This is a genomic window from Stenotrophomonas koreensis (genome assembly GCF_001431525.1).
In the GTDB taxonomy this organism is placed as follows: Bacteria; Pseudomonadota; Gammaproteobacteria; order Xanthomonadales; family Xanthomonadaceae; genus Stenotrophomonas; species Stenotrophomonas koreensis.
The window spans coordinates 1-11,810 of the sequence record NZ_LDJH01000006.1 but is presented as its reverse complement, the minus strand read 5'-3'; the positions used below and the strand labels follow the sequence as shown (position 1 = coordinate 11,810).

General features: G+C 65.8%; 10 protein-coding genes and 1 pseudogene. 5 read left to right on the top strand and 6 right to left on the bottom strand.

What is annotated here, in order from left to right; all coding sequences use genetic code 11:
* The first annotated feature begins 7 nt into the window (after window positions 1-7).
* The gene (locus tag ABB25_RS02510) at window positions 8-2,005 is read left to right on the top strand and encodes a M2 family metallopeptidase (protein WP_057663291.1); all 1,998 of its coding nucleotides are present in this window, start codon (window positions 8-10) and stop codon (window positions 2,003-2,005) included.
* Between the two features lie 123 nt (window positions 2,006-2,128).
* Here ABB25_RS02510 and ABB25_RS02505 read toward each other — a convergent pair whose 3' ends face one another.
* The 3 genes from ABB25_RS02505 to ABB25_RS02495 all read right to left on the bottom strand — a co-directional run bounded on the left by ABB25_RS02505 (window position 2,129) and on the right by ABB25_RS02495 (window position 4,933).
* Window positions 2,129-2,530 (bottom strand): hypothetical protein, encoded by a 402-nt coding sequence (locus tag ABB25_RS02505; RefSeq protein WP_057663288.1) that lies wholly within the window; start codon window positions 2,528-2,530, stop codon window positions 2,129-2,131.
* Window positions 2,531-2,580: 50 nt separating this feature from the next.
* Window positions 2,581-3,810 (bottom strand): multidrug effflux MFS transporter, encoded by a 1,230-nt coding sequence (locus tag ABB25_RS02500; protein WP_083488068.1) that lies wholly within the window; start codon window positions 3,808-3,810, stop codon window positions 2,581-2,583.
* A gap of 805 nt (window positions 3,811-4,615) precedes the next feature.
* On the bottom strand, window positions 4,616-4,933 hold the full coding sequence (locus ABB25_RS02495; protein ID WP_057664406.1) for a ComEA family DNA-binding protein: 318 nt from the start codon (window positions 4,931-4,933) through the stop codon (window positions 4,616-4,618).
* Between the two features lie 197 nt (window positions 4,934-5,130).
* On the opposite strand from ABB25_RS02495, the gene ABB25_RS02490 reads away from it, so the two are divergent.
* The 3 genes from ABB25_RS02490 (at window position 5,131) to murU (ending at window position 8,468) form a co-directional block, all read left to right on the top strand.
* Window positions 5,131-6,624, top strand: coding sequence for a M20 family metallopeptidase (locus ABB25_RS02490; protein ID WP_057663285.1), 1,494 nt, complete (start codon window positions 5,131-5,133; stop codon window positions 6,622-6,624).
* A 129-nt stretch (window positions 6,625-6,753) separates the two neighbouring features.
* Window positions 6,754-7,764, top strand: coding sequence for an aminoglycoside phosphotransferase family protein (locus ABB25_RS02485; protein WP_057663282.1), 1,011 nt, complete (start codon window positions 6,754-6,756; stop codon window positions 7,762-7,764).
* Window positions 7,761-8,468, top strand: a complete 708-nt coding sequence (murU, locus tag ABB25_RS02480; RefSeq protein WP_057663280.1) for an N-acetylmuramate alpha-1-phosphate uridylyltransferase MurU — start codon at window positions 7,761-7,763, stop codon at window positions 8,466-8,468. Before ABB25_RS02485 ends, murU begins: the two co-directional genes overlap by 4 nt.
* Before the next feature lie 18 nt (window positions 8,469-8,486).
* On the opposite strand, the gene hda is transcribed toward murU, so the two are convergent.
* Genes hda through ABB25_RS02465 form a run of 3 tightly spaced genes read right to left on the bottom strand, consistent with a single transcriptional unit; the run spans window position 8,487 to window position 11,487 of the window.
* Window positions 8,487-9,194: a DnaA regulatory inactivator Hda gene (hda, locus tag ABB25_RS02475; RefSeq protein ID WP_057663277.1), complete on the bottom strand. Its 708-nt coding sequence runs from the start codon at window positions 9,192-9,194 to the stop codon at window positions 8,487-8,489.
* A complete protein-coding gene (locus ABB25_RS02470; RefSeq protein WP_057663273.1) occupies window positions 9,191-10,366 on the bottom strand; it encodes an AI-2E family transporter in 1,176 nt (391 codons plus the stop codon). The genes hda and ABB25_RS02470 overlap by 4 nt, the downstream gene beginning before the upstream one ends.
* On the bottom strand, window positions 10,363-11,487 hold the full coding sequence (locus ABB25_RS02465) for a DUF2066 domain-containing protein (RefSeq protein WP_083488097.1): 1,125 nt from the start codon (window positions 11,485-11,487) through the stop codon (window positions 10,363-10,365). The genes ABB25_RS02470 and ABB25_RS02465 overlap by 4 nt, the downstream gene beginning before the upstream one ends.
* Before the next feature lie 112 nt (window positions 11,488-11,599).
* Here ABB25_RS02465 and ABB25_RS14485 point away from each other — a divergent pair.
* Window positions 11,600-11,740: pseudogene (locus ABB25_RS14485) on the top strand (phosphoribosylformylglycinamidine cyclo-ligase); the annotation flags it as partial.
* Window positions 11,741-11,810 lie beyond the last annotated feature (70 nt).

The window sequence follows — 11,810 nt, the reverse complement described above, 5'->3', positions numbered from 1 at the left end:
CGCCGTAGTGAACAACCGCCACCTGCTGCTGGCTGCAGCCATCAGCGCCAGCCTGCTTGTCCTGTCCGGCTGCAGCCAGAAGGACGCGCCCACCGCACCGGCCACCGCCAGCCAGGCTCCGGCCGAAAGCGCCGATGACTTCATCGCCCGGGTCAACGCCGAATACAAGGCCATGTATCCGGAGATGACGTCGGCGCAGTGGCTGGCCTCCACCTACATCAATGCCGATTCCGAACGCATTGCCGCCAAGAGCAACGAGCGCTGGATGACCGTGCTCAATGGCTGGATCGAGCAGGCCGGCCAGTATGACGGCCAGCCGATGAGTGCCGATACCGCCCGTGCCATTGCCCTGCTCAAGCTGATGACGGCCATGCCCGCCCCGCGCGACCCGGCCAAGGTGGCCGAACTGGCCGGCATCGCCGCCAAGCTGGAGGGCGACTACGGCGCCGGCACCTACTGCACCGGCGAGGGTGACAAGCAGGACTGCCGCCAGCTCGGCGCCCTGGAAAACGTCCTGGCCCGTTCACGCGACTACAACGCCCAGCTCGATGCCTGGAGCGGCTGGCACTCCACTGCCATCGCCTCGCGCGGCCGCTACCAGCGCTTTGTCGAGCTGGTCAACGAAGGTGCCCGGCAGATGGGCTACAACGATGCCGGCGCAATGTGGCGCAGTGGCTATGACATGCCCGCCGAGCAGGTGGTCAGCGAAACCGACCGGCTGTGGGAACAGGTCAAGCCACTGTATGAGCAGCTGCACTGCTACACCCGCAACAAGCTGGTCGCCGAATACGGGGCCGACAAGGGCCAGCTGGAAGGCGGCCTGATTCCGGCCCACCTGACCGGCAACATGTGGCAGCAGGACTGGTCCAACCTGTGGGATATCCTGCAGCCCTACGCCGGCGCAGGCTCGCTGGACATCACCGCGGCGCTGGAAAAGCAGCACCAGCAGAACCTGCGCAGCAGCCTGGGCAAGCTCACCGGCAATGCCAGTGTCGAGCAGCGGGCCGAAGCCATCCGCGCCGCCGAGCTCAAGACCGCCCAGGACATGACCCGCCAGGCCGAGCAGTTCTATACCGGCCTGGGCATGCCGGCCTTGCCGGAAAGCTATTGGAACAACACCCAGTTCATCAAACCGCTGGATCGCAACGTGGTCTGCCACGCCAGTGCGTGGGACATGAACATGGGCGGGGAGAACGGCACCAACCCGGATGTACGCACCAAGATGTGCATCACCCCGACCGAAGAAAACTTCACCACGATCTATCACGAACTGGGCCACATCTATTACGACCTGGCCTACAACCCGCAACCGCCGCTGTTCCAGGGCGGCGCCAACGATGGCTTCCATGAGGCCATCGGCGACACCATCGTGCTGGCGATGACGCCCAGGTACCTGAACTCGATCGGCCTGGTCGATGCCCAGGCCGAAAGCCACGATGCCACCATCAACGCCCAGATGCGCATGGCCCTGAGCGGGGTGTCCTTCCTGCCGTTTGGCCTGCTGATCGACCGTTGGCGCTGGGGCGTGTTCGACGGTTCGATCACCCCGGACAACTACAACAAGGCCTGGTGGGACCTGAAGGCACGCTACCAGGGCGTGGCCCCGGCCACCCCGCGTGGCGAGGAGTATTTCGACGCCGGTGCCAAGTACCACGTGCCGGGCAACACCCCGTACCTGCGCTACTTCCTGGCCCGCATCTACCAGTACCAGTTCTACAAGGGACTGTGCGATACCGCCGGCCATACCGGGCCGCTGCACGAGTGCAGCTTCTACGGCAACGCCGAAGCCGGGCAGAAGTTCTGGGCCATGCTGACCAAGGGCGCCAGCCAGCCGTGGCAGGCTACACTGAAGGAAGTCACCGGCAGCGAACAGCTCGATGCCGCGCCGATGCTGGCCTACTTTGCCCCGTTGCAGCAGTGGCTTGCCGAGCAGAATGCCGGCCAGACCTGCGGCTGGCAGGCCCCGGGCAGCAGCACTGCGGCGGCCGCACCGGCACAGCCGTAAACCACGACAGCGCTACCGGCCATCACCAGCCGGTGATGGCCTGCACAACCAGCAAGGGCGCCCTGCAGGCGCCCTTGCTGGTTTTCCACCGGTGGACAATCGCTGCAACCGGTCAAGGCCTGCTCAGTGCAGCTTGCGGCCCAGCCGCGCGATCAGGTCGTCCTTGAACTGCTCGAAGGTCTGCCCCATCGCCTGCGCTTCGGCGCGTGCGGCATCACGCAGGGCGTCGGAGTACACCAGCCGCACCGGCGTCCCCTGGCGCTCGTGCAGCTCGCCAGCGGCCATCACCATCGCCAGCACGTGGGCGGCACTGTCGCTCTCACCGGCAATCTTGCCATCCATCCCCAGCACCCACTGGCCGTCGCGACGGACGATACCGGCCAGCAGGTTGCGCTGCTGGTCACGCAGTTCGGCATGCGGCTCGGTCTTGCGCAAGGCCTGGGCACGACGGTCGGCGGCCTGGTTGGCGGCCCGCTCAGCCTGCTTTTTTTTCGCCTCGCGGCGGTTTTTCGAATCAGTGGACATCGCTTGTTTCCGCAGTCAGGGCTTCCCACCTCGACGGTGGGCAACGCGGCCTATTGTCCCTGATCCACCACCGGCTTGTCTGAGCGGGCGATGGCCCGCAATTCCAGCTGCCACAGGCAGCCACCGGCCGCAATGAAGCCCGCCGCCCCCAGGGCAAGATACAGTCCGTGCTGGCTGAGAACCGGCGACAGCACGCCGGCGACCACGGTATTGGTGACCAGCACGCTGAAAGCCTGCATCGACGAGGCCGAGCCCCGCTGACGCGGGTACATGTCCAGGATCCGCAAGGTCAGCACCGGGAAGATCAAGGCCGTGCCGAAGGCATGCAGGGTCAACCCAAGCACCGCCCACGGTACCTGCGGCACAGTGACCAGCAGGTTGTAGGCAACATTCCACAGCACCGACAACGCCAGCAGGGCAAAGCCGATGGCGATGGCACGCTCGCCGCTGATGCGCCCGGCGCTGCGCCCCGACACCCAGGCCCCCAGGCTCATGCCGGCAATGGTCGGCACGAACAGCCAGGCAAAGTCGCGCTCGCCCATGCCCAGCAGGTCAATGATCACTGCCGGCGCCGAGGCGATATACAAAAACAGACCGCCAAAGCTCAACGCACCAGCCCCGGCCAGACGCAGGAACCTGGGGTTGCGGGCGATCTGCCAGTAATCCCGGGCCAGTGCCACTGGCCTGAGCTCCAGCCGTGCCTGCGGCGGATGGGTTTCCGGCAACCACAGCATGGTCACCACCAGCAACACCGTGGAAAAGGCCACCAGGAACCAGAAGATCAGCGGCCAGTTGCCCCAACCCAGCAACCAGCCGCCGATGATGGGCGCTATTGCCGGAGCAATCGAGAAAATCATCGAGACCTGGCTCATCAAGCGCTGCGCTTCGTCGCCGGCATACAGATCACGGATCACCGCCCGGCCGATGATGTAGCCCACACCGGCTGACATGCCCTGCAGGGCCCGGAACACCAGCAAGGTGGTCATGTCGGTGGCCAGCGCACAGCCAATCGAGGCGCCGATGAACACCACCAGGCCACCAATGATGACCCGCTTGCGCCCCAGTGCGTCAGACAAGGCCCCATGGACCAGGCTCATTACCGCATAGGCCAACAGATAAACGCTGATGACTTGCTGCAGGGCCAGCTTGTCGACCGCGAACTGCTGGGCAATCCGCGGGAACGCCGGAAACACCGCATCAATGGCGAATGGGCCAAACATCGACAGACCAGCCACCAGCAGGGCGATGCGCCGGAATGAGACCGATGGTGCGGTGTGCATGACGCCTGCCTTGTAGCAATACGAGCGATGACGACGGGCCAGGACCGGCACCGTGACGGCAGATGACGATAATCAAAAACGCGCCCTGCTGCTGCCGCGCAAGTATGGTCCAACCGGGCATCGACAGCAGCCGTGCCTCGGCAAAAATCGCCACCGGTGCCCGACAGCCGACAGCCGACAGCCGACAGCCGACAGCGTGAATCATCATCTGGATCCCAGTGTGCCCAGCTGCGCCGCCGGTACCTGCCCGGGGTTGCGCAACAGCGATGGCCGACCGTCTGGTTGGACTGATTGCAAGGGATCGCGACCCGGATCGGACAAGACGCCCTGCCAGCCAGATGAGCTGTGGCGGCGCAGCAATGGCCTGGCAGGGAAGCGGATGGGCAATTCCCGGCACGGAGTCATCCATCCGGACGGATGGCCCGGCAACAATTCCAGGCAAACGGTGGCCCTTCGCACCGCACGCGGACCAGCAACGGCCCTGCCACTTTGCGTCACCGCCATGCCGGCGCTTGTCCGGCCGCCGGACGGGCAAAAAAATAACGGACGTATCAGCCAGGCCCCACCTTCGCTGATACGTCCGTCATTACCGTCTGTACCGTGGTGCGCGCCACCCCCATGTCGCACAGCCACAGCCCCCCTTGACGGCGTGAGCAATGAAACAAATCGCCCGGCCGCACGTCACTGTGCGCCACCGGGCGATAACACATCCTTGTTGGCGTCCTGCCCAGTCCTTTTGGAATCCCTCCCCAACCGGCATTTTCCACCGCATCCGGCAGTGAAGCGTGCCTGCCAAACCTTTTGATCAGCGCCGCGGCACCTGCCCAGCAGTCCTTGCTGGCGGCTGGTCTGCAGCACCAACCGTGATCGAATCCCGGTTGATCTCTACAGTCCGCAAACCAATTCCCCGTACCTGCGCCAGTTCCTCTGGGCTGCGGAACGGACCATTGGCTTGCCGATAGTCCACGATAGCCTGCGCCTTGGCGGCACCGACATTGACCAACACGCGATCCAGCGTGGCGGCGTCGGCACTGTTGATGTCGACCTTTTCCGTGGCCGACGCCCAACCTGCCAGAACCATGCTCAACACCAGCGACTTCCAGGTCACGGCGATCCATTTCATGGTTGCACTCCTTGTGTCTATGAGTTGGTAGACCGGCTCCTTGCCGGCAGCTATACCTTCCCTCGACACCGGTGGCCATCCTATCGTCAGTAGCGCGTTCAGGAAGCCAGCCGACTGCCCGACACAGGGTAGGAAATTTCCTACAGGGCACGGGCGTACAATGGCGCATTGCCAAACAATCATCCGGAGCAGCATCCATGGATAGCGCCAAGCTCGGCCAGTTCATCAATGACAAGTGGGACAACGAGATCGTCCCGCAGCTGATTGAATACATCGCCATTCCCAACAAGTCGCCGATGTTCGATGCCAACTGGGTCGAAAACGGTTACATGGCCCAGGCCGTGACCCTGATGGAAACCTGGGCACGCGCGCAGAAGATTCCCGGCCTGCAGGTGGAAGTGGTGCAGCTGGAAGGGCGTACCCCGCTGCTGCTGCTGGAAATCCCGGCCTCCGGGCCGGAAACCGGCGATGACACCGTGTTGCTGTACGGCCACCTGGACAAGCAGCCGGAAATGACCGGTTGGGATGCCGATCTCGGCCCGTGGAAGCCGGTGCTGCGCGGCGACAAGCTGTATGGCCGCGGTGGCGCCGATGACGGCTACGCGATGTACGGCTCGCTGGCGGCGATCCTGGCCCTGCACGAACAGGGCCTGCCGCATGCGCGCTGCGTGATCCTGATCGAAGCCTGCGAGGAATCGGGCTCCTATGACCTGCCGGCCTATGTCGACCACCTGGCCGAACGCATCGGCCAGCCGTCGCTGGTGGTCTGCCTGGACTCGGGCTGTGCCAACTACGAACAGCTGTGGTGCACCACCTCGCTGCGCGGCCTGACCGGCGGCAACTTCACCGTGAAGGTGCTGGAGGAAGGCGTGCATTCGGGCGATGCCTCCGGGGTGATCCCCTCCTCCTTCCGCCTGCTGCGCCAGCTGCTCTCGCGCATCGAGGACGAGAACACCGGCCGCATCCTGCTGGAGGGCCTGCACACCGAGATCCCGGCCGAGCGCATTGCCCAGGCACAGCGCGCGGCCGAGGTGGTCGATACCGCGATCTTCGAGAAATTCCCGATGGTCGACGGCCTGCGCCCGATGAGCGATGAGCTCGCCGAGCTGGTACTCAACCGTACCTGGCGCCCGGCGCTGTCGATCACCGGCATCGGTGGCATGCCGCCGCTGGAATCGGCCGGCAACGTGCTGCGCCCGGAGACCTCGGTCAAGCTGTCGCTGCGCCTGCCGCCGACCGCTGACGGCAAGGCCTGCGGTGAACTGCTGAAGGAAGCCCTGCTGCGTGACCCGCCCAATGGCGCCCAGGTCTCGCTGGAGCTGGAAAAGGCCTCCACCGGCTGGAATGCACCGGCGATGGCGCCGTGGCTGGAAGCGGCCATCGACCAGGCCTCGCAGACCTTCTTCAACAAGCCGGCGATGTACATGGGCGAAGGCGGCTCGATCCCGTTCATGGGCATGCTCGGCGAGAAGTTCCCCGGTGCACAGTTCATGATCACCGGCGTGCTCGGCCCGCACTCCAACGCGCATGGCCCCAACGAGTTCCTGCACATCCCGATGGGCAAGCGGGTCACCGCCTGCGTCTCGCACGTGCTGCTGCAGCACCATGCCGCCAGCCTGCGCGGGGAAACCAGCGGTTCGCCGGTACATGCCGACTCGGGCACCCGTCACGGTGGCCACGGCTGCTGCTGATCCACGCCTGAGCGCACACGACAAGGGCGGCCGGCAGGCCGCCCTTGTTGCATGCCCTCGCCTCTCGCCTTCGCCCACCCTTGCCGCTTACCCTGTTGCATCGGCAGCCGGTTGCTGCCCAGGTACTGCATGAATCGTCTTGATGACCCCCGCGCCACTGAACGCCTGTACTGGCTGCACGCGGTTACCGGCCAGCCGCAGACCGGGCTGGTTCGCGCCTCCACCGATGCCGGTTTCCGCAGCTACTGGCGTACCACCGGCCTGCTGCCCTCACGCATCGTGATGGACGCGCCGCCGGGGCTGGAGGATGTGCAGCGCTGGCTGCAGGTACGTGACCTGCTGCAGGCCAATGGCGTACGCGTGCCGCAGGTGCTGGCGCGCAACCTGGAGGCCGGTTTCCTGTTGCTGGAGGACCTTGGTGGTCCGACCCTGGCCCAGGTGATCAACGCCGACAATGCCGATGCCTGCTTCGATGCGGCCATCACCCAGCTGTTGCGGCTGCAGCAGCTGGCCCCGACCGATGCGCTGGGGCATTTTGGCCAGGCCCTGCTGCAGCGTGACGCCGGCCTGTTCGAAGAATGGTTCATCGGCAGGCACCTGGGACTGCAGCTGGACTGCGGCCAGGCCGAGCAGCTGGAGCTGGTGCAACGCCGGCTGATGGACAATGCCCTGGGTCAAACCCAGCTGCCGGTACACCGTGATTTCATGCCACGCAACCTGATGCCGGTCGCCGATGGCCCGGCCGTGCTGGATTTCCAGGACCTGGTGATCGGCCCGGTGGCCTACGACGTGGCCAGCCTGCTGCGCGATGCCTTCCTGAGCTGGCCCGAGGAACGGGTGGCGCAGTGGGTCGCCCACTACCACCAGCGTGCCTTGCAGGCCGGCATCGCGGTGCCACAATCGCTGGCCACCTTCGCCCGTGACGTGGATTTCATCGGCGTGCAGCGCCACCTGAAGATCCTGGGCATTTTCTGCCGGCTGCATTACCGCGATGGCAAATCACGCTATATCGCCGACCTGCCACGGTTCATCGGCTACCTGGATGCGGTGCTGCCGCGGCACCCGACATTGGTGCCCTTGGCACAGCTGTTTGCCGACACTCTCAAACCGGCGCTGGCTGCACGCGGTGCGGTGCCATGAAGGCACTGATCTTTGCCGCCGGCCTGGGCGAGCGGATGCGGCCGCTGACCAACCACACCCCGAAACCGCTGCTCGCGGTGGCCGGCAAGCCGCTGATCGCCTGGCATCTGGAAAGGCTGGCCGCGCTGGGCGTGGATGAGGTGGTGATCAACACCTCCTGGCTGGCCGGGTGTTTCGAGCCGGCCCTGGGCGATGGAAGTCACTGGGGCCTGCGCCTGCATTACCGCTACGAAGGCAACACCCCGCTGGAAACCGGTGGCGGCATGCACAATGCCCTGCCCCTGCTCGGCGAGGCGCCCTTCATCGCCCTCAATGGCGATATCTGGTGCGATTTTGACCTGGCCCGGTTGCCGCGCCAGCCCCACGGCCTGGCGCATCTGGTGCTGGTGGACAACCCCACCCATCACCCGGCCGGCGATTTCCGCCTGGACAGCGAGGGTCTGGTGCACGATGAGCCGGCGCTGACCTTCTCCGGAATCGGCGTGTATCGCCCCGAGTTCCTGCACGGCTGGCAGCAGGTGATCGGAGCGGCACCGGGCAGCGAATTGACGCCGCCCCGTTTCAAGCTTGCCCCGCTGTTGCGCGCGGCCATGCATCAGCGCCGGATCAGTGGCATCCACCATCACGGCCGCTGGACCGACGTCGGCACGCCACAACGCCTGGCCGAGCTGGACCAGCAGTTACGCGAGGCACAGGCCGGCTAGAACCGGTGGCAGGCAGGGCTAGCCGTTGCCTTCGGCCTCGCCGAGCACATTGCGCAGGAACGGCACGGTCAACCGCCGTTTGGCCGCCAGCGATTCGCGGTCCAGCCGGTCCAGCACACTGACCAGCGAGCCCAGATCGCGCCCGGTACGGGTCAACAGCCATTCCAGCGCGGGACCATCCAGGGCCAGGCCACGGCGCTGCGCACGCGCCTTGAGCACCTCGGCACGTCCGGCTTCGGTGAGCGGCTGCAGGCTGATCCGGCCGCATTGGCCCAGCCGCGAGCGCAGGTCCGGCAACACCAGACCCAGGCCTTCGGGCAGCATCCGGCCGGTATACAGCAGGGCATGTCCGGCGGCCCGTACGCGGTTGTGGAAGTCAAACAGGGCGATCTCATCGTCACGGTTGCCGGCGACCAGGTCCAGGCCATCTAGGGCGATCAGATCGTGCTGCTCCAGCCCTTCCAGTGCTTCGCCAACGCGGCCACGCGCAGCGCCCAGCGGCAGATAGATCGCCCGTCGTCCGGCCTGTTCGGCGGCCGCACACACTGCCAGCGCCAGATGGGTTTTCCCGGTGCCGGCAGTGCCGCTGATGTACAGCCAATCCTCCACCGCCCCTACCGCCAGGGCACGCAACTGGGCCAGCGCCGCCGGTGGCGCGCCAAGGTAGGTCTGCAGACGCTGGTCCGGCGGATAACGCAGACTCAGCGGCAATTGCGGGGTATTCACGACTTCTTCGGTTCCTCGGTCACCACTGGCGTGAGCGGGTCCGGAGGATCGCCCACGCCTGCCGGCACGATGATTGCGCTGTGCCCGGCATACAGCTCACTGCTGCGGTAACGCTCCTGCGCATAGCGCAGCAGTACATTGGCCACCGCCGCCACCGGCAGTGCCAGCAGCATGCCCAGAAAACCGAACAGCTGGCCGCCGGCCATCACCGCAAAGATCACCGCCACCGGATGCAGGCCGATCTTGTCGCCGACGATGCGCGGGGTCAGCACATAGCTTTCCAGCAACTGCCCGACGGTGAATACCACCGCCACCCCGGCCAGCAGCTTGATGTCCACCCCCTGGGCCTGCACCAGCGCCGCCAGTACGGCCAGGATCACCCCGGTGGTGGCGCCCAGATACGGGATGAAGCTGATCAATCCGGCCACCATGCCGATCAGCAGCCCCAGGTTCAGACCGATCAGGGCCATGCCGCTGGCATAAATCGCGCCCAGTGCCAGCATCACCACGAACTGGCCACGCATGAACGCACCGAGCACCTCGTTGGACTCGCTGGCCAGCTTGCTCACCGTGCCGATATGGTCACGCGGGATCAAGGCCGCCACGCGCTCGACCATCCGGTCCCAGTCACGCAGGAAGTAATAGGTCACGATCGGCGTCAGCAGCAGGTTGACTACAAAGGTGACCACCGCAAAGCTGGAACGGCCGAGGTAGCCAAACACGGTGGCTGCCGCACCACCGGCCGCCTGCCAGTGGCTGCGCACCCAGTCAATGATCCGCTGCGGGTCCATCCATTCGGCTGCGGTGAAGCCCAGACGCTTCTCCAGCGCCGGAATTGCCCCTTCCAGCAGCCACTGCTGCATCGCCGGCAGCGCACCGACCAGGGTCGTGACCTGGCTCTGCAGCATCGGCACCAGGATCAGCAACGCCAGGGTGATCAGTACGATCATCAGCGCAAACACCAGCAGCACGGCGGTGTTGCGCGAACGTCCGGCCGCTTCCAGCCGGTCCACCAGTGGATCGCCCAGCCAGGCCAGCATCAGCGAGGCGACAAACGGGGTCAGGATCGGCGCCAGCAACCAGATCACCCAGACCAGCGCCAACGACAGGGCACCGCGCTTGATATGGCGCAGGAAACGGGCAATTTCCTCCAGCGGGGCAACCTGGTTCATTTGACCCGGTACTCCGCCGCGCCGCTGGCCACGGTCGCAGGCACTCCATCAGCAGTCTGTCCGACCATGGGGGTGGCCGATACCGGTACCAGTGCCGCATCGGCTCCGAGCAGGCGGTTGAAACCGGCCAGGCCGGTCATCAGCTCCAGATCCAGCTCCAGGCGGTCCCCCGTGGCACGCAGCGGACGGATCGACTTGAGCATCGGGTGGGCCTGCAGGCTGGCCGATACCCGCAGCCAGTCATCGGCACTGTTCAAACCGTGGACGATGATCCGGTGTACCCCCGGCGAACCGCTGGGCAGCGCCTTGGCATAGCGCCGCACCAGCGCATCGGCGGCACCGTCGGCACCATTGGCCATGGCACGGCGGGCATCGGTCTCCCGGGCACTCCAGCGGTCCAGAACCCGGCCGTTATCGACAAACACCCAATCGGCGACCCAGCCACCACCGTTGCCGCGGTACAGCTTGCCGACGAGCTGCATCGGCGGTGCATAGCGCGCCGAAGCGCGGGCGATGGCCGCCGTATCCTGACGCCAGATCGCACCGACCAGGGCCTGTTCGGCGGCACCGCCGGCGGGCAGGCCGAGGCGATAGCCGCGTTCGATGGCCTTGTCCAGCAGCGGACGGGCGGCATTGGACTGCTGCACGCTGACCAGGCGCGGGCCGCTGCCATCATCGATGGCCAGCCACAGCACCGGCTTGGGCCGTGGCTGCGCCCATACCGGCAGCCCCAGCGCCGAGGCCAGGCCTTCGACCTGTTCGGCATCGAAACGGGCGACCAGCATCATCCGGTAGCTCGGCGCACCGCTGGCCGAGGTGCCACGGTCCTGGCGGTAATCGTAGGAACGGACATAGCTGCCGGCGTCGCGCAGCATCTGCGCCACCCCCGGGCGCGAGGTGACCTGACGATCACCGGACATCTTGGCCAGCACCTGGGCCAGGGCACGGGCCAACGCCCCGCTGCGGTCACTGTCGGCCTGGCTGTTGACCGGCACTTCGGCCTCGTAGACGCCCTGCGCCGTGGCCACATCGCCCTCGGTACGCATGCCCGACTGAGCCATGGCCTGCGTGCTGCCGATGCTCAACACTGCTGTCAACACGAACGCCAGGATAGGTCGCATCATCAATTCCGCTTCATTCTTGGGCCGATAACGGACAATTGTGGCCGAAGGCGGCCAGCTCGCCAATGCGGCCTGCTAAAATTGGCCCATTGTTCCTCACCGTGTGGCCGCCGTGACCAGTCCGACTCCAAGCAACTCTCCCCTCACCTACCGTGATGCTGGTGTCGACATCGACGCCGGCAATCAACTGGTGGAGCGCATCAAACCGCTGGTCAAGCGCAGCTTCCGTCCGGAAGTGATGGGCGGGCTGGGCGCTGCCTCTTAGACCCATCTGACGCTGCCGACGATCGGCAGGTTGTAAGTCTCGGTGTTGGCCGTAACAA